At 66.7% G+C, this 25,952-nt stretch carries 24 protein-coding genes and 1 pseudogene; 6 read left to right on the top strand and 19 right to left on the bottom strand.

Going from position 1 to position 25,952, the window contains the following annotated elements; all coding sequences use genetic code 11:
* Positions 1–5 precede the first annotated feature (5 nt).
* The 4 genes from nadC to J2808_RS03390 are packed head-to-tail and all read right to left on the bottom strand — an operon-like array spanning position 6 to position 4,765.
* Positions 6–878: a carboxylating nicotinate-nucleotide diphosphorylase gene (gene nadC, locus J2808_RS03405; protein WP_309811592.1), complete on the bottom strand. Its 873-nt coding sequence runs from the start codon at positions 876–878 to the stop codon at positions 6–8.
* Positions 871–2,700 carry an L-aspartate oxidase gene (locus J2808_RS03400; RefSeq protein ID WP_309811589.1) on the bottom strand — a complete coding sequence of 610 codons (1,830 nt, stop codon included), beginning with the start codon at positions 2,698–2,700 and terminating at the stop codon, positions 871–873. The genes nadC and J2808_RS03400 overlap by 8 nt, the downstream gene beginning before the upstream one ends.
* Positions 2,701–2,735: 35 nt before the next feature.
* A complete protein-coding gene (gene nadA, locus J2808_RS03395; RefSeq protein WP_309811587.1) occupies positions 2,736–4,058 on the bottom strand; it encodes a quinolinate synthase NadA in 1,323 nt (440 codons plus the stop codon).
* The gene (locus J2808_RS03390) at positions 4,055–4,765 is read right to left on the bottom strand and encodes an NUDIX hydrolase (RefSeq protein WP_309811584.1); all 711 of its coding nucleotides are present in this window, start codon (positions 4,763–4,765) and stop codon (positions 4,055–4,057) included. Before J2808_RS03390 ends, nadA begins: the two co-directional genes overlap by 4 nt.
* A 257-nt stretch (positions 4,766–5,022) precedes the next feature.
* On the opposite strand from J2808_RS03390, the gene J2808_RS03385 reads away from it, so the two are divergent.
* The 3 genes from J2808_RS03385 to J2808_RS03375 all read left to right on the top strand — a co-directional run bounded on the left by J2808_RS03385 (position 5,023) and on the right by J2808_RS03375 (position 8,232).
* Positions 5,023–6,402, top strand: a complete 1,380-nt coding sequence (locus J2808_RS03385; protein WP_309811582.1) for an amino acid permease — start codon at positions 5,023–5,025, stop codon at positions 6,400–6,402.
* A gap of 273 nt (positions 6,403–6,675) precedes the next feature.
* Positions 6,676–7,503, top strand: a complete 828-nt coding sequence (locus J2808_RS03380) for an alpha/beta fold hydrolase (protein ID WP_309811579.1) — start codon at positions 6,676–6,678, stop codon at positions 7,501–7,503.
* Positions 7,504–7,584: 81 nt separating this feature from the next.
* Positions 7,585–8,232, top strand: a complete 648-nt coding sequence (locus tag J2808_RS03375; RefSeq protein ID WP_309811577.1) for a phosphoribosyltransferase — start codon at positions 7,585–7,587, stop codon at positions 8,230–8,232.
* A gap of 90 nt (positions 8,233–8,322) precedes the next feature.
* Here the strand turns inward: J2808_RS03375 and J2808_RS03370 are convergent, their stop codons facing one another.
* The 4 genes from J2808_RS03370 to J2808_RS03355 all read right to left on the bottom strand — a co-directional run bounded on the left by J2808_RS03370 (position 8,323) and on the right by J2808_RS03355 (position 15,192).
* Positions 8,323–9,618, bottom strand: a complete 1,296-nt coding sequence (locus J2808_RS03370; protein ID WP_309811865.1) for an MFS transporter — start codon at positions 9,616–9,618, stop codon at positions 8,323–8,325.
* A gap of 148 nt (positions 9,619–9,766) precedes the next feature.
* The gene (locus J2808_RS03365) at positions 9,767–12,946 is read right to left on the bottom strand and encodes an SMC family ATPase (protein ID WP_309811574.1); all 3,180 of its coding nucleotides are present in this window, start codon (positions 12,944–12,946) and stop codon (positions 9,767–9,769) included.
* Positions 12,943–14,148, bottom strand: a complete 1,206-nt coding sequence (locus J2808_RS03360; protein ID WP_309811572.1) for an exonuclease SbcCD subunit D — start codon at positions 14,146–14,148, stop codon at positions 12,943–12,945. Before J2808_RS03360 ends, J2808_RS03365 begins: the two co-directional genes overlap by 4 nt.
* Positions 14,149–14,226: 78 nt before the next feature.
* Positions 14,227–15,192 (bottom strand): aquaporin, encoded by a 966-nt coding sequence (locus tag J2808_RS03355; RefSeq protein ID WP_309811569.1) that lies wholly within the window; start codon positions 15,190–15,192, stop codon positions 14,227–14,229.
* A gap of 179 nt (positions 15,193–15,371) precedes the next feature.
* On the opposite strand from J2808_RS03355, the gene J2808_RS03350 reads away from it, so the two are divergent.
* A complete protein-coding gene (locus J2808_RS03350; RefSeq protein ID WP_309811567.1) occupies positions 15,372–16,451 on the top strand; it encodes an ADP-ribosylglycohydrolase family protein in 1,080 nt (359 codons plus the stop codon).
* Here J2808_RS03350 and J2808_RS03345 read toward each other — a convergent pair.
* The 5 genes and pseudogenes from J2808_RS03345 to J2808_RS03325 form a co-directional block, all read right to left on the bottom strand.
* The gene (locus J2808_RS03345; protein WP_309811564.1) at positions 16,438–16,956 is read right to left on the bottom strand and encodes a DUF4395 domain-containing protein; all 519 of its coding nucleotides are present in this window, start codon (positions 16,954–16,956) and stop codon (positions 16,438–16,440) included. The two genes, J2808_RS03350 and J2808_RS03345, sit on opposite strands and share 14 nt — an antisense overlap.
* A 55-nt stretch (positions 16,957–17,011) precedes the next feature.
* Positions 17,012–18,025, bottom strand: a complete 1,014-nt coding sequence (locus tag J2808_RS03340) for a 3'-5' exonuclease (RefSeq protein ID WP_309811561.1) — start codon at positions 18,023–18,025, stop codon at positions 17,012–17,014.
* A 113-nt stretch (positions 18,026–18,138) separates the two neighbouring features.
* A complete protein-coding gene (locus J2808_RS03335) occupies positions 18,139–18,825 on the bottom strand; it encodes a hypothetical protein (RefSeq protein ID WP_309811560.1) in 687 nt (228 codons plus the stop codon).
* Positions 18,822–19,753: pseudogene (locus tag J2808_RS03330) on the bottom strand (ATP-binding cassette domain-containing protein). The gene J2808_RS03335 and the pseudogene J2808_RS03330 overlap by 4 nt, the downstream one beginning before the upstream one ends.
* Positions 19,750–20,160, bottom strand: coding sequence for a GntR family transcriptional regulator (locus tag J2808_RS03325; protein ID WP_309811557.1), 411 nt, complete (start codon positions 20,158–20,160; stop codon positions 19,750–19,752). Before J2808_RS03325 ends, J2808_RS03330 begins: the two are co-directional and overlap by 4 nt.
* A gap of 118 nt (positions 20,161–20,278) precedes the next feature.
* Here J2808_RS03325 and J2808_RS03320 point away from each other — a divergent pair, with 118 nt between their 5' ends.
* The gene (locus J2808_RS03320) at positions 20,279–21,049 is read left to right on the top strand and encodes a VTT domain-containing protein (RefSeq protein ID WP_309811862.1); all 771 of its coding nucleotides are present in this window, start codon (positions 20,279–20,281) and stop codon (positions 21,047–21,049) included.
* Positions 21,050–21,145: 96 nt separating this feature from the next.
* Here J2808_RS03320 and rdgB read toward each other — a convergent pair whose 3' ends face one another.
* Together rdgB and rph are read right to left on the bottom strand one after the other, a co-directional pair.
* Positions 21,146–21,823 carry an RdgB/HAM1 family non-canonical purine NTP pyrophosphatase gene (rdgB, locus tag J2808_RS03315; RefSeq protein WP_309811860.1) on the bottom strand — a complete coding sequence of 226 codons (678 nt, stop codon included), beginning with the start codon at positions 21,821–21,823 and terminating at the stop codon, positions 21,146–21,148.
* 2 nt (positions 21,824–21,825) lie between these two features.
* On the bottom strand, positions 21,826–22,584 hold the full coding sequence (gene rph / locus J2808_RS03310; protein WP_309811555.1) for a ribonuclease PH: 759 nt from the start codon (positions 22,582–22,584) through the stop codon (positions 21,826–21,828).
* 98 nt (positions 22,585–22,682) lie between these two features.
* On the opposite strand from rph, the gene J2808_RS03305 reads away from it, so the two are divergent.
* On the top strand, positions 22,683–23,003 hold the full coding sequence (locus J2808_RS03305) for a globin domain-containing protein (protein ID WP_309811553.1): 321 nt from the start codon (positions 22,683–22,685) through the stop codon (positions 23,001–23,003).
* 12 nt (positions 23,004–23,015) lie between these two features.
* On the opposite strand, the gene J2808_RS03300 is transcribed toward J2808_RS03305, so the two are convergent.
* From J2808_RS03300 to clpS, 4 genes are all read right to left on the bottom strand, one after another.
* Positions 23,016–23,813, bottom strand: coding sequence for an MBL fold metallo-hydrolase (locus J2808_RS03300; RefSeq protein ID WP_309811549.1), 798 nt, complete (start codon positions 23,811–23,813; stop codon positions 23,016–23,018).
* A complete protein-coding gene (murI, locus tag J2808_RS03295) occupies positions 23,810–24,817 on the bottom strand; it encodes a glutamate racemase (RefSeq protein ID WP_309811857.1) in 1,008 nt (335 codons plus the stop codon). Before murI ends, J2808_RS03300 begins: the two co-directional genes overlap by 4 nt.
* 136 nt (positions 24,818–24,953) lie before the next feature.
* A complete protein-coding gene (locus J2808_RS03290; RefSeq protein ID WP_309811546.1) occupies positions 24,954–25,520 on the bottom strand; it encodes a DUF2017 domain-containing protein in 567 nt (188 codons plus the stop codon).
* Positions 25,513–25,896: an ATP-dependent Clp protease adapter ClpS gene (clpS, locus tag J2808_RS03285; RefSeq protein ID WP_309811544.1), complete on the bottom strand. Its 384-nt coding sequence runs from the start codon at positions 25,894–25,896 to the stop codon at positions 25,513–25,515. The genes J2808_RS03290 and clpS overlap by 8 nt, the downstream gene beginning before the upstream one ends.
* Between the last annotated feature and the right edge of the window lie 56 nt (positions 25,897–25,952).

The following is a 25,952-nucleotide window of genomic DNA, read 5'->3' as shown; positions in this document are numbered from 1 at the left end:
CCGTGTCAGCCGGCCCTCAGTTCGACGTCCAGGCCCAGGTCCAGTGCGGCAACGCTGTGGGTAAGGCCGCCGATGGAGATGACGTCCACACCGGCGGCGGCAATCTCGGCCACTGTGCCCAGGTTGACGTTGCCACTTGCTTCCACGATGGCGCGCCCGTCGACCTGCTTCACGCCGGCGCGGAGCTCATCGATGGTGAAGTTGTCCAGCATGATGGTGTCCACCCCGGCGGCGAGGACCGGTTCGATCTGCGCGGCGCTGTCCACTTCTACCTCAAAGTGGGTGGTGTGCCCCAGCTGGGCCTTCGCCGCGGCCAGCATGGCAGTGAGCTTGGTGGGATCTCCCCCTGTCATCACGGCGAGGTGGTTGTCCTTGGCCAGCACGGCGTCGGACAGGCTGTAGCGGTGGTTCGCTCCCCCGCCGCAGCGTACGGCGTAGCGCTCCAGTACCCGCAGGCCTGGGGTGGTCTTGCGGGTATCCGTGATGCGGGCCTTCGTGCCGCCTACAAGCTCCACGAATTCGGCCGTTTTGGTGGCGATGGCACTCATGCGCTGGACCAGGTTGAGCCCGACGCGTTCGGCGAGCAGCACCGAGCGGGCGCTGCCGGTGACGCGCGCGAGGTGCGTGCCGGCGTCGAACGTTTCTCCGTCGGCGAGCAGCAGCTCCACCTCCGTGTCCGGGTCCACCAGCTTCATGGCGTCGCGGAACACGGTTCCGCCGCTGAGCACACCGGGCACCCGGGCGTTGAGCACCGCGGTGGCGCGGGCCTCGGCGGGGATCAGCAGCTGGGAGGTGATGTCGCCACTGGGCGCGTCCTCGGCAAAGGCCCGTTCCAGGATGTCCCGGACGGGTGCTGCGGGGAGGGTCAGGCTAGTCATTGACGAGGCTCGCTTTCCGGCTCATGGTGTAACGCTGGTCAAAGGGTTCGACGGCGGCGGCTGGCGTCATGCCGTCACTGCGGTAGTGCGCACCAAGGGATTCCCGCCGCTCCCGCGCGGCGTGCACCAACAGTTGGGCAGCCAGCAAGAGATTGGCATCCTCATGCTCCCGCACATCCAACGAGTCCGGCGCCTGCAAGGGAACCACGTCAGCAGCCCAGACCCCCAGCACACCAGACGCCTCCCGAAGCAACCCCCCATCCCGAATCACCCCGGCATGCGAAGTCATCAACCGCCGAAGAGCGGCCCGGGAAAACTCCCCGGAAGCGGCAAACGACATCTCCCGAGGCCCGGGTGCCGGCACAGTTTCAAACCGCCATGAAACGGGCGCGGGGGCAGACGCATCAATGGCAACCGGTCCGCTTTCGGTGGACGCACCCAACGTGCGGGAATCAGCGTCGCCCGAGGGTGTTCCGGAAGCGAGCGTCAAGGGGAGGCCGCTAGCGGCCGAGACAGCGAGCGGAGGAACAGCGTCGGGCGACACCCCACCCAACGCGTCCTCAAGGAAAGCAGCAACAGCCCGGCGCCCAAATACGAGTCCTTCGAGGAGAGAGTTGCTGGCCAACCGATTAGCCCCCTGGACCCCGGTGCAAGCAACTTCCCCTGCGGCGAGCAGCCCGGGTACAGAGGTCCGGCCGTAGAGGTCGGTGACAACCCCGCCCATCCAGTAGTGCGCGGCAGGAGCCACAGGGACGGGTTCGCGGGTCCAGTCGACGCCGGCCTCGCGGGTTCGGGCGGTGATGGTGGGGAACCGCTTTGCGAGGAAGCCCTGGCCCCGGTGGGCCTCGATCACGCGTGCGTCGAGGAAGACATGGCCATTGGGGTCGCCGAGTGCGGCTAGGTGCAAGGCGATGCACCGGGAGACGACGTCCCGGGGAGCGAGCTCGGCGTCGGGGTGGTAGGCGGGCATAAAGCGTTCGCCGTGGGCGTCCACCAGGATGGCACCTTCGCCGCGAACGGCTTCGGAGATCAGCAGTGGGTCCGTGTTGCCTTCGGCTTCGCGGGCGTCATCGGGCCGGACCATGCAGGTGGGGTGGAACTGGAAGAATTCGAGGTCCGCCACCGCGGCGCCGGCCCGCCAGGCCAGCGCCAGGCCGTCGGCGGTGGCGACGGCGGGGTTGGTGGTCTGGGCGAACAACTGCCCTGCTCCCCCGGTGGCAAGGAGGACGGCGTCGCCATGGACGCCCAGTTCGCGCCCGTCATGGAGGAAGTTCACCCCGGTCACGCTGCCTCCGCCCTGCAGCAGGGCCGTCACCTGGGCGTGCCCCGTCACCTGGATCCGCCCGGCGGCCTGGGCGTCCAGGACGCTGCGGATCAGCGCCCGGGCCACCCCGGCGCCGGTGGCGTCACCGCCGGCATGCAGGATCCGGGGCGCGGAGTGCGCGGCTTCAAGCCCCAAAGCGGGATCGCCGTCGTCGTCCAGATCAAAATGGACGCCGAAGCGCTGCAGCCCTGCAATGTCGAAGCGGGCTTCGGTGCAGAGCACCCGGACGGCCGCTTCGTTGCAGTGGCCGGCCCCGGCCGTGAGCGTGTCCGCAATGTGTGCTGCCACGGTGTCCCCGGGCGCCGGCTCATCCAACACTGCGGAAATGCCGCCTTGGGCGAAGTACGTGTTGCTGTCCGCGAGCGCACCCTTGGTCAGCAGCACCACCTCCGCGCCGGCGTCAGCGGCGAGCAGCGCGGCGTAGAGTCCCGCAATGCCGCTTCCGACGACGATCAGCCGCTGGGGACGCGGCCGGGGGGCTGGGCTCTCTGCTGTCATGGCGGGCTCGTTTCGGTTCCGGGTTTACAGCGGGATCAAAGGGGGCGCGCGGCGAGCATACGCTCGAGGGCAATCTTGGCGTTGTCCTGGACGGCGCCGTCCACCGTGATGCGGTTGACGATGCGTCCCTCGACCAGCTCTTCCAGGACCCAGGCAAGGTAGCCGGGGTGGATCCGGTACATCGTGGAGCACGGGCAGATGACGGGGTCCAGGCAGAAGATGGTGTGCTGCGGGTATTCGGCGGCGAGCCTGTTGACCATGTTGATTTCGGTGCCGATCGCGAACGTTGTTGGTTCGGTGGCCGCAGCGATGGCCTTCTTGATGAAGTCGGTGGAACCGGCCGAATCGGCAGCGTCCACCACCTCCATGGGGCATTCGGGGTGCACGATCACGTTGACACCGGGGAAGTCGGCGCGGGCCTTTTCAATCTGGCCGACGTTGAACCGCTTGTGGACTGAGCAGAAGCCGTGCCACAGGATGACCCGTGAATCGAGCAGCGTCTGCTCGTCGTTGCCACCCAGATCCTTGTGCGGGTTCCACATGGGCATCTGCTCCAGCGGCACGCCCATGGCCTTGGCGGTGTTGCGGCCCAGGTGCTGGTCGGGGAAGAAGAGAACACGCTGTCCCCGTTCGAAGGCCCATTCCAGGACAAGTTTGGCGTTGGAGGAGGTGCACACGATGCCACCGTTGCGGCCGCAGAAGGCCTTCAGGGCGGCGGAGGAGTTCATGTAGGTGACCGGAATGACGGGAACGCGGCCCTCGGCGTCGGCCTCCGTGCCAAAGATCTCCTCAAGCTGTTCCCAGCACTCCTCCACGGAGTCTGTGTCCGCCATGTCCGCCATGGAGCAGCCGGCGGCGAGGTTGGGCAGGATGACGGCCTGGTCCGGCGTTGAGAGGATGTCTGCGGTCTCTGCCATGAAGTGCACGCCGCAGAAGATAATGGCTTCGGCGTCGGGCCGGGTGAGGGCGGCGTTGGCCAGCTGGAAGGAGTCGCCCACGAAGTCGGCGTACTGGATGACCTCGTCGCGCTGGTAGAAGTGGCCCAGGACCACTGCCCGGTCGCCCAGCTTTTCCTTGGCAGCGCGGATGCGCACGTCCAGCTCAGCATCGCTGGCGAGCTTGTACTCCCCGGGCAGCTGGCCCTGGCGGGGGGTGGCGGCCGGGGCAATGTCCGCACTGGAGGCGCCGGGGCCATAGGCCGGGGCGCCAGCGAGCGCCTCGGCAAGATCGTACTCCCACGGGCCCTTGGCCAGGGCCGGGCTGCACGTGCCGGCTGTTTCGCCTGCAGCCGCGCGCCGTGCCGCGCTTTCGGCCTGTTCGCGCGTGATCAGCTGGATGGCTGTGTTGACGCTGCTCATGGTGTGCTCCTGTTATCGGGGTCAAGGCCGGGGCGGCCGGTGAAGCGGTAAAGACGCGGCGGGCGGTGTTTGCCGCCCTGGAGGTATTCGCCGGTTTCTTCGATTTCCGGGGTGGATTTGAGCTGGCGGCCGAAGTTGGCCGGGTCCAGCCGGGTGTCCAGGACGGCTTCGTAGACTTCCCGGACCTCGGCGAGCGTGAAGTACTCCCCCAGGAAGTGGTAGGCCACCGAACCGTAGGCCAGCTTGTTCCGCAGCCGCCAGAGCGCGTAGTCCACGATGGCGTTGTGGTCAAAAGCCAGCTCGCCCACCTTGTCTGCCCTGAACCACTTCACGTTTTCCGATTCGTCGGCCAGAGCGGCTTCGGTGGGCTGGACGAGGGCCCAGTAGACGATCGACACCACGCGCTGGGTAGGCGAGCGGTGCAGGCCGCCAAAAGCGTAGAGCTGCTCCACGTAGCTGGGGGCCAGCCCGGTGGTTTCCCGGAGGTTCCGTGACGCCGCATCCTGCAGGGATTCGTTGTGCGTCAGCGGGCCGCCGGGAAGTGCCCACAGGTCCTTGAACGGCTCCCGGATCCTGCGGACCAGTGGAATCCAGAGTGTGGGACGGCCCGAGGATTCACTCGGACGCAGTGCGAAGATGACGGTGGAGATGGCGAGCGTCGGTGCCGCGACGGCGCGTTCGGAAACGTTTGCTGAACTGCTGTACATGGCCACTCACCCGCTTCCTGCGTCACGGCCTCTTCGCCGGAGCTCTAGTTATAGTCATTTTGACTAGAACTGATTCTACGGGCACTTTCCTGCGATTCAAAATGTTTCGCCGGCGGCCGGTGCCCAGCCTGAAAGCCCCCTTGGGCCTCCAAAGGGCACCATGGTTGCACTCCCGCTGCGCAGCCCCCGGCCAAAAGGGTAAATTCGAGTGGTCCCTTTCGAGGGGCACACCCCCTACCGCAAGAAGGTTCACAGGCATGACAGCGAAGTCCACGGCAGTGCGTCCGGAGTCCCATCTCGGCCACACCATGAAACCCAGGCAGCTCACCATGATGGGCCTGGGCAGCGCGATCGGCGCCGGCCTGTTCCTGGGCTCAGGGGCCGGCGTGCAGGCGGCCGGCCCGGCAGTCCTGGTGTCCTACCTGGTGGCCGGAACGCTCATCATCCTGGTGATGTGGGCGCTGGGCGAGATGGCAGCCGCCAATCCCACCAGCGGCGCCTTCTCCGTGTACGCCGAGCGGGCATTGGGCAAAACGGCAGGCGCCACGGTGGGCTGGCTCTGGTGGCTCCAACTGGTGGTGGTCATCGCCGCCGAAGCCCTCGGCGCCGCAGGCCTCCTGTTTAGCGTGTGGCCGGTGATCCCCGTCTGGGCGCTTGCGCTGATCTTTATGGTGGTATTTACTGCCATCAACCTGACCGGCGTCAGGAACTTCGGCGAGTTTGAATTCTGGTTCGCCATCCTGAAGGTTCTCGCCATCGTCCTGTTCCTCGGCGTCGGTGCCGCGCTCCTGCTTGGCCTCCTTCCCGATGTTGCCTCGGCGGGACTGGCAAACATCACCTCCGACTTTGCCCCCGCCGGACTCGGCGGCATCGCTACGGCGCTGTTTGTGGTGATCTTCGCTTTTGGCGGGACGGAGATCGTGGCCGTGGCCGCCGCAGAAACCGAGGATCCTGAGCACAGCGTGGGCAGGGCCGTGCGGACCGTGCTGTGGCGCATCCTGGTCTTCTACATCGGATCAGTCTTTGTCATCGCAGCCGTCCTGCCGGTCAGCTCCGAAGGCCTCGCCTCGCCTTTTGCCGGCGTGCTCGACGCAGCCAGGATTCCGGGTGCCGGCACGGCAATCACCCTTGTCGCCGTCGTCGCACTTCTCTCCGCACTGAACGCGAACCTCTATGGTGCGTCACGCATGGTCTACTCGCTCGCCGAACGCGGCGAGGCGCCCCGATTCCTGTCGCGCCTGAGCGGCGCCAGCGTACCCATGGTTGCGGTGGGCATCTCGGTGGCCTTCGGCTTCTTCGCCACCGTTCTTGAGCTGCTGTTTCCGGACCGGATCCTGCCGGCTTTGTTCCAACTGGTGGGCTCCACCTGCCTGGTGGTGTGGGGCACCGCCCTGGTGTCCCAGCTGATTCTCCGGCGCCGCGCGGACCGGGACGGGACTGCACTGCCGCTGCGGATGAAGGGCTTCCCGGGCCTGACAATCTTCGGCCTGGTGCTGCTGGCGCTGATCTTCGCCGTCGGCTTCAGCGCCGAAAGCAGCCGCATCCAGCTTCTTTCCACGTTCGCCCTGGTGGCAGGCCTCGCCGGTGCCTGCTGGCTCGGCGCGCGGTTCGCCGCCCGCGGGCGCCACCCCAAGTAGGTAGCAGTTGATGCCGCTTTGAGCTCTCATACCGACGTCAATTGCTACTCAGATGCGGCTTGCGGAACAAGTAAATCCGCAGTTGAACTGCCTGGTCCGCAGGCAGGTAAAGTGGTGCATACCTACGGGGGCAGGCGACAGGATCAATGTCGGCGAGCCGTTGATCGTGTTCAAAGCGCCGGACATCACCGCCGATTATGGGCACGGTCCCGAAGGATGACGCACCGACGCGCCGGGTCCGCCTGAGCGCCGTACTTGACGAGGACTGACACTATGAGCGGCAGGCACACCGGCGAGATGCATTCGCACACTGTTGAGGGCACGGACCCCCAGCTGTACGTGGAGGTGCATGATCCGGCCACTGACGCAGGGCTGCGGCCCGTCCTGCTCATCCACGGCTTTTCTTCCTCCAGCAAGCTGAACTGGGAGGACACCGGCTGGCTGGCTGCCCTCCTGGAAGCAGGACGCCGGGTCATTACCGTGGACCTGCCGGGCCACGGCCGCAGCGGTGCCCCTGAGGACCTGGACTCCTATTCTCCGAGCCGGATCCGGGCGGATCTGCTGCAGATAGCGTTCGACGCCGGCGTGCGGCCTGTGCACGGAGGTGACCCCACCAGCGGGGTTGACGTGGTGGGCTATTCGCTGGGCTCCCGGCTCGCGTGGGAATTTGGCGCCACCCAGCCCGAGCTGGTCCACCGGCTGGTCCTGGGCGGACCGAACATTGCCGATCCGCTGGCTGAGTTCGATCTCATCGCGGCACAGCGCTATCTCGCCGACGGCACTCCCATTGCGGACCAGTCCACAGCCGGTCTGTTGAAGATGGCCATGCTGCTGCCCAGCAACAACATCTTCGCGCTGCTGTCACTGGTGGAGGCCATCAAGGCTGAGCCGTTCGACCCGGCCGAAGCCGTGCCGCATATGCCGATGCTCCTGGTGGCTGGTGACAAGGACGAACGCGCCACCACCATGGCCCAGCTTGCCGAGCTCGGCATCCGCGCCGGGTCCATGGCGGAACAGCTGGTGCTGCCGGGCCGGAACCACACCAACGCCATCACCAGCCGGGCGTTCAAACAGGGAGCCATCGCGTTCCTCGGCGTCTGACAACAACCCCGCCGCAGCAGTACCTCACCAACGCACCGGGCGGTAGGCTGGATTGCGGGGCGAGATGCCGGAGAGGTGCCAATGAACACGCGTTTTGAAGACCGCACTGATGCCGGTGAGCAACTGGCGGCGGTACTCACGCAGTTCCGGGAACGCCCTGACGTCATCGTGCTGGGACTGGCCCGTGGCGGGATCCCCGTGGCGGCTGCAGCTGCCAAGGCCCTTTACCTGCCCCTCGGGGCCGTCCTGGTCCGGAAGCTCGGCATCCCGGGCCACGACGAAACGGCGTACGGCGCCTTGGCGTGGTCAGCCGGACGGATAGTCCGGCTGCACAACCGCCCCCTGATGCTCCGCGTCCTTGACCATGGTGTCCGCCAGGAGTGGCTGGATGAAGTGGAGCACCGCGAACGCGCCGAACTGCTCCGCAGGGCAGAGACCTACCCGGGAATCAGCAACGACCTCAATGGCAAGACCGTCCTGCTGGTGGACGACGGCCTCGCCACCGGAGCCACCATGCGGGCCGCGGTGGAGGCCGTCCGGTCAGCCGGGGCAGGCAGCGTGGTGGCCGCGGCCCCGGTGGGGTCGGTGGAGGCCTACACCGCCGTTTCCCAGGTCTGTGACGCCGTGCTCTGCCTGCACCTGCCCGGCAAGTTCCGCGCAGTGGGCAGCTTCTACCGGCATTTCGAGCAACTTTCCGACGAGGACGCCATCAGCCTGCTGCAACCGTAGGCCGTGGCGGCGGGTGGGCCCTGCCAGCCCGGCAGCCACGGCGCCACCGGTGCCACCGGTGCCAGGATGCCCTGCCGGATAGCGTCCCCCTTAGCGGCCGCGTTTCCGGAGCACGGCGGCAGCGGCCACGCCGAGGACAACCAGCGCTCCGGCGGCAGCAACCGGCACCACGAATGCGGCCTGGTAGCCGTTCTGCTGGGCGAGCTGCCCAGCAACAGACGCTCCCAACGCCGTGCCCGCCACGATTCCGCTGGCCAGGGCGGTCATGACCGTTCCGAGCCTTTCGGCCGGCGCAACGATTCCGCCGATGGCAAAGACGGTGACCATGACAGGCCCCACAGGAAGTCCCAGGACCAGCAGCACGCCAACCATGCCACCGAGGGAGTCCGGCACCAGAAGCAGCAGCGCGAGCCCGGCCATCAGAACCGCGCTGACCATCCAGCGGGCGGCCGGTTTGAAGCTTCGAGGCCAGTAAGCCACGGACAAGGCGGCAGCAGCGGAACTCAACCCCATCACCGCATACAGCAGTCCGGCGATTTCGGAGGTGGCGAAGCTGGCCGAGAACGAGCTCAGGGCCGTCTGCGTGGATCCGAAGAACGTGCCCATTGCCACCATGGCCAGGACAGGAAGCGCCACGGCAAGGGGAATCCTCGTGGCACGCGTTTTAGCAGGACTGGTTCCGGTGGCACTGGCCCCCGTGGTCTTGGCTCCAGTGGACTTGGCTCCAGTGACCCCCTTCCGGGGCACCGCCTTGTGCGTGCGGTGAACGGCAAAGGCCGGAACAAGCGTGATGGTCATGACCACGGCCAAGGCCAGCGGCAGCCAGGGGGCCACCAGGCTGGCAAGAATTCCCACGAGTGCCGGGCCGAGGACAAAGGTGAGTTCGTCGGCGGTGCCCTCGTAGGACAAGGCGGTATCGAGATCCCGGTCCGCGTCCTTGCCCTTCCCCCGGGAGGTCAGGGCTATCCAGCGAACGCGGGCAAGCGGGCCCACCTGCGGGCAGCTTGCGCCTGCGAAGAAGGCCGCCAGGAGCAGGGCCGCCGGGAAGGATCCAGTTGCCGGCACAGCCCAGGCCGTCCCGATCAGGGCCAGGACAGACACGGCGTTGAGTACCGCGGCCACCAGAAGCACGGGACGCTGCCCGTGGCGGTCAGCCAGGGCGCCGATGACCGGCGCCCCGAGGGCTGATCCGATCCCCACAGCCCCGGCGGCGGTCCCACCCAAGGCATAGGAACCCGTGGCCGACGCGACCAGGGTTAGGGCGCCAACGGTGAGCATGGCCAGAGGCAGCCGGGCGAACAGGCCGATGGGAATGAAACTGCGGCCGGCGAGGTGCGGGAGCCTGGCGAAGCGGCCGCTTGGCGGCGCTGGCGTCGGGTCCGGCAGGAAGGTTTCTGTGTCAACAGCGAGGGAGTCAACGTACAGCGGGTCAACAGACAGGGGCGAAGGGTTCAAGATTCCGGGCTCGTTCACTAATGCGCATCGTCCCTCCTCCCGATGCGCGCGACCCGGTAACCGTCCAATTATAGCCGGATCACACCAGCACCTCGGCGGCGTCCGAAATGCGGAGGGTGGAACCGTCGCGGCCCTTGAGCACCTGGAGCTGGGTGCCGATGCGCTGCTTCATCTCCCCCACATGGCTGACGAGGCCCACAACGCGCCCGCCGTCTCGGAGGCCTTCCAGTGCATCCATGACTTGTTCCAGGGACTGCTCATCCAGGCTGCCGAAGCCTTCATCCACAAAGAGCGTGTCTATCTGGATGCCGCCGGATTCCTGCTGGACCACGTCCGCCAGGCCCAGCGCGAGGGAGAGCGATGCCATAAAGGATTCACCGCCGGAGAGGGTGGAGGTGTCCCTCCGGTGCCCGGTCCATTGGTCCACCACTTCCAGGCCCAACCCGGACTTGGCGCCGCGTGCAGCCCTGGCATCGGAATGCTGCAGCAGGTAGCGGCCGTCGCTCATGGCTACGAGGCGTTCCGAGGCCGCCAAAGCCACCTGCTCCAGCCGTGCCGCGAGGACATAGCTGTTCAGGCTCATGCGGTACGTGTTCTCGCCACGTCCGGCAGCGGTGTCTGCCAGCGCTGTGAGCAGCAGCGCGTGCTCCCTCGGTCCCCGTCCGGTTCCGGCGAGCTGTTCGTAGTCCTGGCGGATCGTGGCCAGCAACCCAGCGCAGCGTGCAGCCATGGCGGCGGCGAGGTCGGCGTCCCGCGCCTCCTGCCCGGCCGTCGCGGCGGCGTTCTGAAGTTCCGCCAGCAGGTCCTCGTCGGCTACGGGATCTGCAGCCGCTTCATTTAAGGCCAACCGCAGTTCCTCCGATGCGAACAGCTCGGCAATCCGTGCCTGTTCATCGTGGCCGGCCCTGACCTTGGCCTGCAGGGCAGCTGCCTCTGAGCCCGCCAGGAGCTGGGCCCTGGCCTCCCCGGCACTACCGAAGCCCGATTCGGGCAAGGCCCTCTCAAGCTGGAGGCGGGCTTCCTCCGCCCGGGCTTTGGCCTTCTCCAGCAGGTCCCGTGCTTCCTCCGCCTTCTCCAGTGTGGCCGCGGCATCCTGCAACGACCGCAGCCTGCGCGTAAGGCTGCGGTGACCCCCACGCAGCCCGGACAGAGCCTGGTCCAGGGATGCCAGATTGTCAGCAACCTCCGCCGACGCAGCGGTAACCTGCGCGAGCTCGGCCGCACCGCTGTTCCTGGCGGTTTCCGCGGCTGCAATCCGGGCCTCCACGGCTTCAATCTGCTTCCGGAGGTCCGCAAGGTCCTGCACAGCGCGCTGGGACTGTCCGGCGGCGTGGCGGGCGGCTGCCGCCGCCTGGACAGCCTCGTCCTCAGGAGTGTCACCGCCCTGGCCGGCCAGGACAGCCACCAACTGGTTCGCCTCGCCCAGCGCGGTGTTGAGCGCTGCCAGCTTCGCCTCAGCTTCCTCATAGACGTGTTGAGCGGCTTCTTCGGCCTGGCTGAGTCCCAGCGCAGACGCTCCAGCCTGTGCGGGAGCCGGATGCTCCTGGCTGCCGCAGACCGGGCAGGGATCCCCCTCTGCGAGTTGGGCCGCGAGTTCGGCGGCAGCATTGGCAAGTCTTTCCTCACGCAGGTCCAGCCAGCGGGCCTTCGTCTCGAGCTGGATCTCCCGGGAAGCCGAGTGCCGCTGCGCGGCCTGTTCCTGCGCCGTGACTGCCGCCGTGTACTGGCGGACCACATCCAGGAGTTCTTCCGCGGCAGCCGCCTCCTTCGAGTGGAGGACGGCGGCCGAGGCCAGCACTTCCAGGGGCTTCAGTCCGGCCGTCAGGTGTTCCTGCTCCGCGCGCAGGATCCCCAGCCGCTCCACCAGTTCGCTACCGGTTTGGGTCAGTTCCTGCTGTTGCGTCGCGAGCGACGTGCGTCTGGCGCCAAGTGCCTGGAGGCGCTCTTCGTCCGGCAACCTGGCTTCAACGACGGCCAGCAGTGACCGGATGCGGCCGAGCTCACCCGTGATGTTAAGGGCCGGGACGTCATCAACGCTCCCCACGGGATGCACTCCGGCGGCGGTTGCGGCCGAGTCCAAATCCCCGCCAGGGTCCAAAGCAGAAAGGTCCAGGTGTTCGAGTTCGGGGTCTTCGCCCGCAGCCATCCGCAGCAGCGTGACGGCGGATTCCATGGCGCCGGCCGCGTTCCGAACCTGGGTTTCGCTTGACTGCACGGCCTGCAGTTGCCCGGTGAGCAGCTCAGCGCGACGGTGTTGTTCGAGCCGTGCGGCGTGTACCTCCAAGGACGGAAGAGTCGCCTCAGCGGCCTCCTTCCGAGCCTTGGCGGCGGCCAGCCTGCGTTGCCGTTCCCGCCGCGCCGTTTCGCTTTCCAGCGTGCCTGATGCGTGTTGGCTCACCAACGCCGCGGCCTCCGCCGCTGCGGACAGTTCCGCCGCGCGCCGTGCTGCCGCTGCCTGGAGCCAGCCGATCCGGGCGCCGGGTTCCTCCGGGGAAGCGCCCGCCACGCCAGGGGCGGCAGCGTCGGCACCGGAGCCATTGCTTGAGCCGCTGCCTGGGCCAGCGGGGGCAGCATCATCAATGGCCAGCGCCGAAGCCTCGGCTTCCGCACGGGCGGCCAGCAGTTCAAGCTCCCCGTTGAGCTTTGCAACATCGTTCCGCGCGGCCTGGGCCTGGGCGGACAGTTCCAGCTCCAGTGCCTCAAACCGCTGCGTGCCGAAAAGCTTCTGAAGCAATTCCAGGCGGTCTGATGCCTTGGACCTCAGAAAGGCGGCAAAGTCGCCTTGGGGCAGCATAACAACCCGGGTGAACTGCTCCCGGTCCATGCCCAGCAGGGCAGTTATTTCAGCACCGGCTTCGTCGTTGCGTCCGGACCTGTCAGTCCAGGCCCCGCCGACGCGTTCCCGCAGGAGGGTTTTGGCCTGCTGGGTGGTGAAGCCGTTTTTGCCGCGGGCGCTGGGCTTGTCCCAGGCAGGAGACCTGGTGACCTCGAAATGGCGTCCCTGTGCAGAAAACTCGCAGGTGACAGAAGGTTCAAGCGCCGGCTCGGCATGGTCGCTGCGGAGGCGCTTGCCTTCCTGGCGGGCGCCCGGCACGGATCCGTACAGTGCGAAGCAGACAGCATCCAGCACGCTGGTCTTGCCGGCTCCCGTGGGCCCGTTCAGCAGGAAGAGCCCGTGGGCGCTCAACCTGTCGAAATCAACCTCTTCGGTGCCGGCAAACGGCCCGAACGCGGAAATAGTCAGGCGGTGGATCCTCACAGCGAGGCCTCCCGGAGACGCACATTGTCCAGCGCTCCGGCGAGGGCCAGCCGCTCGGCATCATCCGCGTCCCGTCCCCGGACGTGGTCCAGGAAACCACAGCAGACCGACAGGTCGTCCTGGGCCTCGGCAAGCCGGGTGCTGTAGCTCGTTGACGCCTTGGCGGAGCCGCCCTGCGGATCAAACCCGAGGACCAGGGTGTCCGGAAAACGCGCGCGCAGCCGCTCCATGGCCTGCTGCGGCCGTTGCGCATCGGTCAGCGTGATCTGGCAATAGGCGTCCTCAGCCCAGGCGTGGTCCTCGGACTCCAGGAGCTCGGTGATTCCGCCGCGAAGCACCGCCAGCTTCCGGGGAGCGTCCCACGACAGTTCCGAGACGTTGGTGACGCCCTCCGGGCCCACGTCAATCAGCCAGCTTCCCTTGGTGTGTTTGGCTTCGGAGAACGAGTAGGCCAGCGGCGAGCCTGAATACCTGACCTGCGGCGACAGAGTCTGCCGGCCGTGCAGGTGGCCCAGCGCGGTGTAGCTGAAGCCATCGAACAGGTCCAGCGGAACGGCACCCACTCCCCCGATGCTGAGGTCCCGTTCGCTGTCGGAGCTGATCCCGCCGCTGGCGAACGTATGGGCGAGCACAACGGAATGCACGGTTCCCCCGGCGCTGCGCAGTGCGAGGTCCGCCCGGATGCGGTCGGTAGCGGCGCGGGTAACCGCAAAGTGGCTTGCGGGCTCTGCCCCGAGCTGCTCGGCGACAAGGCGCGGTTCCAGCCAGGGGATTCCGTAGATGGCCAGAACGGCACCGTTGTCCTTGCTCCCGCTGGACCCCAGGTCAGCGTCTGCGTGCGACTCCAGGGGCAGGACCAGGGGCTGGTCCAGGTCCGCCAGCCTGGTCCGCAGGTGCACTCCACCACGCTCCAGCAGGCGGGAGGCGAAGCCCAAGCGGATGGCGGAGTCGTGGTTGCCGCTGGTCAGCACCACCTGGGCACCCGCCGCGGTCAGCCGGACCAGGGCGTCATCCAGCAAGCGCACGACGTCGACGCCGGGCAGGGCGCGGTCGTAGACATCACCGGCGATCAGGACAACGTCAACCGCCTGCGAGGAGACGGCGCTGACGAGCTGATCAACAAATGACCGTTGGGCGTCCAGCATTCCGACGCCGTGGAACGACCGGCCCAAATGCCAGTCCGATGTGTGCAATAACCGCATATTCCTACGCTATCGGCTGCCACTGACAGTTTAGGCAACCGCCGCAGCAGGCCGTCCCTGGCTTGGGTGGCGCCAGTGCTACTGGCCGCGCTTTCCGTCGAAGAACTCCTGGGCCTCGTCGCGGCGGGCCTGCTCCTGCACGGCGGCTGCAGCAGGGACCTCGGGGGCCTCGGCATCGGAAAATTCAATGTCGTGAGCCTCGGCGTCGCGATCTTCAACATCGTCAAAATCAGCAGCATCATCAGCTTCGGTGTCGGCAACGGAACCTGCGGCGGGAGCGTCCCCGGCGGCGAAGCCGCGGAAGACGAGGCCGGCGATCGCTGCACCCACAATAGGGGCAACCCAGAACAACCACAGCTGTTCGAGGGACCAGCTGGAGCTGAACACGGCGGAGGCGGTGGCGCGCGCCGGGTTGAACGGGGCGTTGCCCACGGAGAGGCCAAGCTGCAGCAGAACGGCGAAGGCGAGACCCACGGAAAGGGCAGCGGCGGCCTTATTCATGTTGTTGCGGGCGGTGGTGCCCAGGAAGACAGCTACCACGATGGCGGCGCCGAGTACCTCCAGCAGCAGCACACCCGCCAGCGGCGCCTGAATGATCGAATGCTCGCCGAAGCCGGCAGTCACGGTATCGAATGCAGTCCTGCTGTCCTGGATGCCCGGCAGGGTCCGGAGGATGCCAAACAATGCCAGGGCACCCAGCAGCCCGCCCACCAGCTGCGCGGCGATGTACGCCGCCGCGTCCCCCAGGCGGATCCGGCCGGCCACCGCGTGGCCCACCGTCACGGCGGGGTTGAAGTGGCCCCCTGAGACGTAACCGAAAGCCAGCATGGCCGCAGTCACGGCCAGGCCTGCTGCGAGCGCGGCCGGCAGGGGGCTTGACTGGGGAATGGAGAACAGCGGCACACCCAGGCCCGCCACCACAATGAAGAGGCTGCCGAACGCTTCTGCGGACAGCCTTGACACCAGCCCGTGCCGGACGCCCGTACTGTTGCCTGCTGCCGGCCCGGAGGCGGAATCGTGATGGACGGGAACAGGCGTGGTCATAGTGGGCAATCCTTATCGTTGGAGCGTCGCTGCGCGGCAAAGTCTGGGGCCGGCGGGGTGTCCGCGGCGGCCTCTGCATTGTGCCAAGGAATTCTGGGCGTTGGCTGAGTCTGAGCTTAGTGGATGGCCTGGACCGCAGGCGGCACGGGCTGCCTTCGCGTCACGGTAAATTGGCTGGTATGAGCATTGATCCGGGCGCCGCCGCGCCCTCGCTGACGTCCCGAATCCACGGCTGCCTGCTGGGCGGCGCCCTGGGTGACTCGCTGGGCTACGCGGTGGAGTTCGATTCCATCGAGGCGATCCGCGGGCGCTTCGGCCCCGCAGGCGTGACGGATCCCGCGATGCTCGACGGCGGCAGTCACTTTTCGGACGACACCCAGATGACGCTGTACACGGTGGACGGATTGGTGGAGGCGCTGGAATGGGCCAACGACGGTGTGGGCGCCGATGTGAACGCCTGTCTCTGGCTGGCCTACCTCCGATGGCTGGACACCCAGGGCGAACCTGTGCCGTCGTCGTCCCCGGTGCAGCCGAAGCGATGGATCGACGGCCATGAGGTCCTGAGGCACCGCCGCGCACCGGGTAACGCGTGCATCAGCGGACTGGCCACCGGCGAAATGGGGACCGTTTACCGGCCGGTGAACCCGGACTCGAAGGGCTGCGGAACAGTGATGCGGTCCGCGCCGTTCGGCCTGATTCCCCACATAGCGTCCGACGCCGTCTATAAGTTGAGTGCCGACGCCGCCTCCCTGACCCACGGCCATCCCTCCGCCCGGCAGAGTGCCGGCGGCTTCAGCCTGCTGATTCACCGCCTGGTGTCCGGCGACAGCCTGCAGGACGCGGCGACGGCAGTGCTGAACGAGGTGCGCGGCTTCAAGGATGTGGCGGCGGAACTCCCGGAACGGCTTGAGGCAGCAATCCGGTGTGCCGCTGCAGGGGTCCTGGCGCCGGAGGAGCTGGTGCGGCAACTGGGTGAAGGGTGGGTCGCCGAGGAAGCATTCGCCGTCGGGCTTTACGCGGCCCTGGCCACGGCACCGGCATCTAAGTCCGCACTGTCGCCGGAAGATCACTTCCGGGCTGCCATCGCCCTGGCGGTGAACCACAGCGGCGACAGCGACTCCACGGGTTCCATCGCGGGAAACATCCTGGGCGCTTTCTACGGCGAGGAGTGCCTGCCCAAGGAATGGCTCGAAGCACTCGAAGCGCCGGAAGTCATCCGCGGCATGGCCGATCTGCTGGTGGGTGTTACGACCGCCTGAGCGCCACGTTGTTGCAGGCCTCGCAGATCTCCGCCGGGATCAGGCCGCGGCGCTGCAGGACTCCGAAGATCACGCAGCCCAGGCAGAATCCGGCGAAGGCTTCGAGCGAGGCCGCCGCGATGAGGACCGCGAGGACAATCCAGGCGGCCGGCGCGGCGCCAACGGCGAACAGGATCAGCGCCGTGGTGGAGACCACTGTGCCCATTCCCTGCGCAAAACGCTTCGGCGGCCCGGGAACCAGGCGTGCGCGGCCCAGCCGGGGCGCGAGGACCTTCACCGACAGGAGAGCCAGCGGCGAAATCCGTGGTCCGAACAGCACCCGAAGCCAGAATCCACCGGCGATCAGGACCAGCCCCCACCCGGATCCGGTCAGCAGTGTGGCACCTGCCAGGATCACCACCAGGCCGGCGGTTATCCGTGCAGCGTACTCATTGACGGGGTTGGGAAAGGCAAACACGGCGGACCAGTCGATACCGCTGCCGGGGCCGTGCGTCGGTTTGCTCATCCTGCAAGGCTAGGAGCCGCCTGTACGCCTGGGAAGATTTGTTGCGCCGGATGAACTAGAGGGCCGCTGCGCCGGCGTAGCCGCCCACCATCTGCAGGAACTCGCCTTCCGAGAGAACCTCAATGGGCTGGCCACGGTCGTGGAGCTCCAGGACCCGCCGCGCCTTGCCTGTCAGCCGTCCGGACCGCAGGTCCGAGGCCACAAACCCGTCACCCACCACCAGCACGGTGGTGCGGGCAGTCACCCGGCTTTCCGGCCGGGCACCCAGCTCGGCCGATCGCACCTTGGCCTCCGGCCGGCCCATGGCCAGCTCGCCGGTGAAGACCACAGTCTGGCCGTACAGCGGGTGGGACGGCGCAGCGTCGGCGTTGGGAAGCGGGTTGGCCCCCTCCTCCGGCCAGCCGGAGAGGAACGGCCGCACCGGTGCGCCGCTGCGGCCGGCAGCGGCGCCGGAGAGTGCGGCGAGGCTGGGTTTGGAGAGGTCATCATACGCCGGGTCGAAGGATTCCTGGCGGGGCAACTCAAGGCCCAGGGAAAGGTAAAGCTCGGCGATGCTGTTGGCGTTGTTCCGGGCGGCAATGTCAATCAGGATGCCGGCGCAGGCACGGGCGTCCTCCGCGGCGTCGTGGTGGTTGACCAGCGGCACACCGGCTTCCTCGGCCGCGAACGGCAAGGAATTGGAGACCAGCGAATAGCAGCGCCGGGACAGCATCACGGTGCAGACATATTCGTAGGCGGGCCCCGCCAGGCCTGAGACTTCAAGGCCGGACCGGATCACGCCGAGGTCAAAGGCGGCGTTGTGGGCTGCCAGGATGTCCCCGCCAATGAAGGCGCCGATCTCAGGGAACAGTTCCCCGAACCGGGGCAGGCCGGCAACGTCCTCGGACCGGATGCCGTGGATCCGGACGTTGTGGTATTCGAAGTGGTCGTGGTTTGCCGGGGGCCGCATCAGCCAGGAGGCTTCCTCCACAACGCGCCCGCCGCGTACCTTTGTCAGGCCCACCGCGCACGGCGAGCCCCGGAAGCCGTTTGCCGTCTCGAAGTCGATCGCCGTAAAGTCCAGTCCCACGGCCCATACTTTACCGCCGGACAGGGCCGTTCCCGTGTCACCGGGGCGGCCCTGTCGTGGATATCACCCGCCGCCTCCTCCATAAAGGGGGTCCATAAAGGGGGTCCGGCAGGTCAGGGCGTGGCCCGCCGCAGCGTCAGGTAGGAGCCGCCGGCCAGCAGCACGCACAGGGCGGCAGCCCAGGCACCTGTGGTGAGTGGGGTCTGCTGGACAAACCAGCCCCCAATGCTTCCCCACCACCCATTGACAGTGGCCAGCGCCACCCAGCCGAGCAGCAGCACGGCCGAACCGATCAGGGAAATGAGCATGCCCGTAGTGCCCCAGCGCTTGTAGACCGTGGCGAACCAGAACCCGACGATGAACATCAGCATCATCAGCGTGAAATAGAACGCCGCCGTGCCGTACCAGGGCCCATCGGAGATCCAGGGAATGTGGAAGAAGAATCCGTTGACACCCCAGCCGCCGGTGGCCCGCTCGGCTATCCCGCCCAGAAGGTAAATTGCGGTCATACCGGCCGCAAGAACGGCGAAGAGGCCCAGAGTCCCCAGGTAAAAGGCCCGGCGGCTGACGCTCAGGCCCTGCGAAAACGGAAAGGCCAGCGTCATGCTTTGGATGCCCAGCACCAGGAAGTACCAGAGCGGCGCCTGGCTGCCGCCGCCGTATTTGGCCTCGTCCACAGGGATCAGCGCGAAGATGGCGAGGGACAGCAGGAAGGCCGCCGCGAGGATGATCAGCGGGTTCCCCAGGTAGGTCCATTTGGTGACAAGCTGCATCCTCGCCACGGCCAATACCCTGCTCATCGTGATGCCTCCAATGCATCGAGTTCAGTGCCGCTGGCCGGTAATTGCCGGCCGCCGTGGTTGCCGCTCGTCTTTCGGATAACGAGTTGCTGCAGCGAAACAGGCATAACGTCCAGCCCCAGGGTGGCCGCCTCGGCTCGCTCGGCCGGGCTGAGGACCTCCTCGATGGTGACGGAGGCCAGCGAGGCGATCGACTCACGGTGCAGGAGCTTCTTCCCGTTGAGGAACGCGTCCACCTTGGCCGCCGGGCCCATCACCGTCGCCGCCGAGCCCCGCAGCGCTTCGGCTTCGGCGTCGATGAGGATCTTCCCTTCGTCGATCACGATCACGTGATCGAGCAGGTTGGCCACTTCATCGATCAGGTGTGAGGACAGGACGATGGTCCGAGGGTGCCCGGTGAAATCGGCCAGGAGCCGGTCATAGAAGAGTTGGCGGGCCACGGCGTCCAGCCCCAGATAGGGCTCGTCAAAGAACGTTATCTCTGCCCGGGATGCGAGCCCGATGATGACGCCAACGGCGGAGAGCTGCCCGCGGGACAGTTTCTTGATGCGCCGCTTGACCGGGAGGCGGAACTCGTCGATGAGTTGCTCTGCAAACGCCTGGTCCCAGTTGCCGAAGAGCAGCCGTGCGGCCTTGAAGGCATGGCCCGCGGTGAAGTCGTCCGGATACTTCTGCGATTCACGGATGAAGCAGAGCCGCGACAGGACCCTATCGTTTTCGTAGGCTTCTTCGCCGAAGACCCGTGCCTCCCTCGAGCTCGCGAACGCCTGCGCTGTGAGCACGGACATCAGCGTGGTCTTCCGGCTCCGTTTCGGCCCAGCAGGCCATAGATCCGCTCTGCGGACAGGGTGATGCTGACGTCGTCGAAGGCGAGGACATCCCGATAGCGTTTTGTGAGATTCCTCGCTTCAACCACTGTTCCGTTCACAATGCCGCGCTCCTTTCCTTGGTGCCATCTGCCGCCGCCGCACCGTTCGCGCCGCGGATAATCATGCGGCTGAGCTCGTCCGCGGGGATTCCCAGCTTGCGGGCCTCCGCGGCCAGCGGCCGCACATACTGTTCAAAGAACTCTTCCGTGCGCCGCGCGAGCAGGGCGGCCCGGGCACCGGTGGAGACAAACATGCCTATGCCCCGCCGTTTGTAGAGGATTCCCGCTTCCACCAGCAGATTGACTCCTTTGGCAGCCGTGGCGGGGTTGATCCGATGGAACGCCGCAAGTTCGTTGGTGGAGGGTATCTGGGCCTCCTCCGGCAGGTTCCCGTCAACGATGTCGTTCTCTATCAGGGCGGCGATCTGCAGGAAGATCGGCCTGCTGTCGTCTATCACTGCTGCCACCCCGCGTTTTGTGATCCAGCGGGCGAGCGAGCCTCACTGGTTAGTTACTTATGTAACTAACCATACGACCTGTTGGTCGGGGTGCGTCAAGTACCCTGAGGAGGTGAACTTTCATGCGATCAGCGACTTTGCCGTGCCCATGCTGGGAGGTGCGGGACCCATCCAGCCACAGCTGGCGTCGTTCCTGCCCGATTGGCTGAACCCCGACGTCTTCCTCCGCGATTCCCCGCTCGGACCGTGGGTGGTCCTGCTGGTCTGCGCCATCGTCTTCGCCGAAACCGGCCTTCTGGTGGGCTTCTTCCTGCCCGGTGATTCGATGCTGTTCACCGCTGGCCTGCTGGTCTCCACCGGCGCCATCGACTTCAACCTGTGGGGCATGTGCGGGCTGATCATCGTCGCCGCGATCGTGGGCAACCAGACCGGGTATCTCATCGGGTCCAAAGCCGGCCCAGCCATCTTCAATAAGCCCGAATCCCGGCTCTTCAAGCGTGAGAACGTTGAAAGTGCCCATGCGTTCTTCGAGAAGCACGGCGGCAAGGCGTTGATTCTTGCCCGCTTCGTCCCGATCATCAGGACCTTCGTGCCCGTTATCGTGGGCGTGGCCCAGATGGACAAGCGCAAATTCTTCCTCTACAACGTCATCGGCGCGCTGCTGTGGGGCGGCGGCGTCACGCTCCTGGGTGCCTGGCTGGGCCAGTTCAGCTGGGTAGGCGACAACATCGACATCATCTTCATCACCATCGTGCTGATCTCCGTGATTCCGATCGGAATCGAGATCCTCAGGGGATTGTCGGCCAAGCGCCAGGCCGCCCGGTTCGGCACAGATCCGGTGGACGAGTTCATTGAAGAGCATGCTCCCCACGAGGAACGTAAAACCAACCTGGACTAAGTCCAGCAAGCACAATCTTCGGTAACGACTGAGGGAGCCACACGCTGTGTGGCTCCCTCAGTCGTTACCCCGGCGGGGCTGACAGCCCATGCCCTACTACCGTGCCAGGGCCTCGACGATGGCAGGCAGGAGTGCCCGGAAAGCCTTGCCGCGGTGGCTGATCGCGTTTTTCTCTTCCGGCGAGAGCTCGGCACAGCTGCGGTCCTCGCCCACAGGCTGCAGGACGGGGTCGTAGCCGAAGCCACCGTCGCCCCGCGGCTCACGCAGCAGCGTGCCTTCAAGCTGGCCGTACTCCACTACCTCGTGGCCGGCGCTGCGCGCGGAGGGGACAGCAAGCGCCGCGGCACAGACGAATGCCGCACCGCGGTGCGCGTCCGGAACGTCAGAGAGCTGGTCCAGCAGGAGCCTGAGGTTGGCGGCGTCGTCGCCATGCCGGCCAGCCCACCGGGCGGAGAAGATTCCCGGTGCCCCGCCCAGGACGTCTACTGCCAGCCCCGAATCGTCGGCAATGGCCACCAGGCCGGTGGCCTCCGCGACGGCCCGCGCTTTCAGGAGCGAATTCTCGGCGAACGTCACGCCCGTTTCGACGACGTCCGGCGCACCTGCCGCCGCGGCGTCCACCACCTGGGTGTCGACGTCGAGCCCGGGAACCTGGCCGCGCAGGAGCTCGCGGAGCTCCCGGAGCTTGCCCTTGTTGTGTGTCGCGAGGACGAGCCGCGGCGCTACGCCGTCCTGGGCCGCCCCGCCCTGGGCCGCGCTGCCGGGGGCAGCCAGACTCACAGGGCGTCCGCGAGGGTTTCGCGCTGGATCGCCGCCAGCTGGGTGGTGCCCAGGAGGGCAAGGTCCAGCAGCTGGTTGAGCTCGTCGCGGTCGAAGGGAGCGCCCTCGGCGGTGCCCTGGACTTCGACGAATTTCCCGGATCCGGTAACCACAACGTTCATGTCGGTCTCGGCGCGGACGTCCTCAACGTAGGGCAGGTCCAGCATGGGCACGCCGTCGATGATGCCTACCGACACTGCCGCGATGGTGTCCACGAGGGGCTGGGCATTCCTGGCGATCAGCTTGTTCTCGCGGGCGAAGCGGATGGCGTCGGCCAGGGCCACGTAGGCGCCCGTGATGGCGGCCGTACGGGTTCCGCCGTCCGCCTGGAGGACGTCGCAATCCAGCACGATGGTGTTCTCCCCCAGGGCCTTGGTGTCGATGATGGAACGCAGCGACCGGCCGATCAGGCGGGAAATTTCGTGGGTCCGGCCGCCGATTTTGCCCTTGACCGATTCGCGGTCGGAGCGGGTGTTGGTGGCACGCGGAAGCATGGCGTATTCGGCCGTCACCCAGCCGCGGCCTTCGCCCTTGAGCCAGCGCGGCACACCGGCGGTCAGGGAAGCCGTGCACAGGACCCGGGTGTTGCCGAACTCGATGAGGGCCGATCCCTCGGCCTGCTTGGACCATCCGCGGGTAATGCTGATGGGGCGGAGCTGGTCGGGGGCGCGGCCATCGGCACGCACTACGGGGACAGTTGTGGCTTCAGAAGTCATACTGCAAGCTTATCGACTCACAGCTCTTAGACTCGACGCGGGCAGCCCTGCCTCCGCCAGCCCTTCCGCCCGGCGGAGGGGCATGCCATCGTTGCAGCATGCAGACGGTGTTCGAGGCTGCCGGCGGTGCCGGTTTTTTCCTGCGGCTGGCCGATGCGTGGCATACGAGGGTGATGGCTGACGAGGTGGTCAGCCACGCCTTCAGTCATGGCTTCCATCCCGGGCACAGCCGGCGTCTCGCCGCCTACTGGGCCGAAGCGCTCGGCGGTCCGCCCCTGTATTCAAACTCCTATGGCGACGAAACCTCGGTGGTCCGGATGCACAGCGGCAACGGCCCGCACGAAGAAATGGACCGCAGGGCCCATCCCGCAGTGGTCCTGGGACGGTCTGGTGACGCCAGGCAGCGGGAGCCGACTTAACGGGAGCCCAAGCTAAACCGTGTAATGCACTCCGGCCACCGCAACCGCCACGTCGCCCGCGAAGACCGGCCGGGCCTCGGCCATAACCGTGCTCGGCGAGGTCCACACCGGAATGTGCGTGAGCAGGAGCCTGCGGGCCCCGGCAGCCGCTGCTGCCTCCCCGGCGCGTTTTCCGGTCAGGTGCACGTCCTTGATGGCGTCGTCCCGGCCTTCCTCGAACGCCGCCTCGCAGAGGAACAGGTTCGCATCCTTGGCCGCTTCCTCCAGCCCCGCACAGGAATCGGTGTCGCCCGAATACGTCAGGACCCGGCTGACCGGGTTGCCTTCCTTGTCCGGCTCGGTGACGTCCACCCGGAGGGCGTAGGCTTCCTCCACTGGATGGTTGACGGCAAATGGTGTCACGGTGAACGGCCCCACGGTGACGGGCTCGCGTTCGGTCCAGTTGGTGAAATCGAATTCTTCGTGCATCCCCGGATCCAGGTCCAGCCCGTAGGCAGTGGCCATCCGGTCGGCGGTGGCAGCGGGACCCCACACCGGGATCCGGCCGCGTCCCCAGCCGCCGGGCTTCCAGCGGACCGCCACATGCAGGCCGCAGAGGTCCATGCAGTGATCCGGGTGCAGGTGGGTCAGGAAGATCGCGTCGATGTCCTCAAGGTCGGTGTAGCGCTGGATGGCCCCCAGAGCTCCGCTGCCCAGATCCATCACGATCTTCCACGTCCGCTCGCCGTCGCTGGCGGTCAGGAGATAGCACGACGCCGGGGATCCGGGTCCCGGAAAGGAACCGGTGCAGCCTACGATGGTCAGTTTCACAGGGCAGGACCTCCGGCCCGGTGGGCACCCACAAAGTTGGAAATCCGCTGCCCTGACCTGCCGGTACGGTCACTGGCACGCTGGGCGGCTTCGATCATCTCCGGCGTGATGCGGGCCAGGCTGCCGGTGGGGTACTGGGCGGCCACGTGGTCCACATGTTCGACGGACAGCACTTCCGGGCCCAGGAACCGGCGGGCCAGCGTCTCAAACTGGGCGGCGTCTCCGGTGGCAATGAAGTGATGCTCTGGCGGTGCCGCGATGTTGCGCTGCAGGTCGTGGGTGACCAACGCCCGGTACACGTCCTTGGCCGTTTCCTCGGCGCTGGACACCAGGGTCACGGCGTCGCCCATCACAAAGGAGATGACACCGGTCAGCAGCGGGTAGTGCGTGCAGCCCAGGACCACGGTGTCCACGCCCGCAGCCTTCAGCGGGGCCAGGTACTCTTCCGCGACGGCAAGCAGCTCCGGTCCGGTGGTGACGCCGGCTTCCACATAACTGACGAACAGGGGGCAGGCCACTGAGGTGATGGTGAGGTCCGGCGCGGCCGCAAAAGTATCCTCGTAGGCGCGGGAGCCTACGGTGGCTGAGGTTCCGATGACGCCGACCCGGCCGCTGCGGGTTGCCGCGACTGCTCGGCGGACCGCGGGCTGGATCACTTCGATGACGGGAATGCCGTACTTGGCGGTATACCGTTCGCGGGCGTCCCGGAGGACAGCGGCCGACGCCGAGTTGCAGGCGATGGTGAGCAGCTTGACGCCTGAGTCCACCAGTTCGTCCATGACGCCCAGGGCGTTCGCCCGGACTTCGGCGATGGGCAACGGCCCGTACGGCCCGTTGGCGGTATCCCCGACATAAAGGATGGACTCGTTGGGCAGCTGGTCGATGATGGACCGTGCCACCGTCAGTCCGCCGACGCCCGAATCAAAGACGCCAATGGGGCGGGATCCCACGCCGGCGCTGTTGCTGGCTGCGGACTCCCCTGCTGCAGTCGCTGCCGGGTCCATGCTCGAGGCTGTTGTCATGATTATTCGAGGATAGGTCTTCCCTGCGGCCGCAGCCATCACATTGTGGCGCCGAACTCATGTCGAATTTGTCACACTGCAGCCTGGTCTGTGGATCAGCGGGCGGCAGGACCGCAGTTCAGGCGCGCGAATCCAGGGACTGCAGCATGGCCTGCACCAGGGACTCCTGCAGCCACGTGGAGAAGTTGTACACCAGCGCGAGGTAGCTTTCCACGTCCTCGGCCTGGGACCAGTCCTGCATGAGGTGCACGTGTTCGGCGTCTTCCTCGTCCCGGATGTCCAGGCGCTCCGCCAGCACCAGGCGGACATCGTTCAGGGCCATGGACCAGTGCCGGGCCCCCTCGGCGGTGAGGACGATTTCGTCCTTGTCCAGATCCAGTGCCGCAGCCCGGAGCGCGCCGATCTTGGTTTCCCGCAGCGAGCGCTCGGTGAGCTGACGGAATTCCAGGGACGCGCCGTCGTCGTTCTTCATCACGTTGGGAAGGAGGCGCTTAACCGCACGGTCTGTGGGTTCCTGGACATCCATGTCCAGCCCGATCAGGGCGGCCAGCGGATCCTGGCTGGCGTGTTCGGCTGGCTTGAGCATGGAGATGACGTCGTCGATCAGGCTGCGGAGCAGCTCACGCTCGGTCGGTTCGAGGAATCCGGTGATGCCTTTGAGCCCGTATTTGAATGCCTTAGCCACGTTTCCCCTTGCCCTGCCCGGACCCGCCGGATTTCCCTGAATTGCCGCCGTTTCCACCCGCGGCCTTCTCCACAGTGGCCCACAGCCCAAAGCCGTGCATGGCCACCGCATGGCGTTCAACCTGTTCCTTGCTGCCGTGGGCAACGATGGACCGGCCCTTCTTGTGGACCTCCATCATGAGCTTGTTGGCCTTCGTCTCGGAAAAGCCGAAGTAGCTCTGGAAAACATAGCTGACATAGCTCATCAGGTTGACGGGATCGTTCCAGATCACCAGGTTCCAGGGGATGTCCGGGGCGGTCAGGGAGTCTGTGGACGCCTCTGTCCCGGTCCGGGTGCCCTCCTGGGTGTCAGGGCCGAGCGCAACGCTTAAGGTCATCTGTCCATTCTATGGGGAGGATGGGCCCACGCCGGATGGGCCCACGCTGGCGAGGG

The organism is Pseudarthrobacter sulfonivorans (assembly GCF_031454915.1).
GTDB lineage: Bacteria > Actinomycetota > Actinomycetes > Actinomycetales > Micrococcaceae > Arthrobacter > Arthrobacter sulfonivorans_C.
The sequence above is the reverse complement of the archived record's forward strand: the minus strand, read 5'-3'. Positions and strand labels throughout refer to the sequence as shown.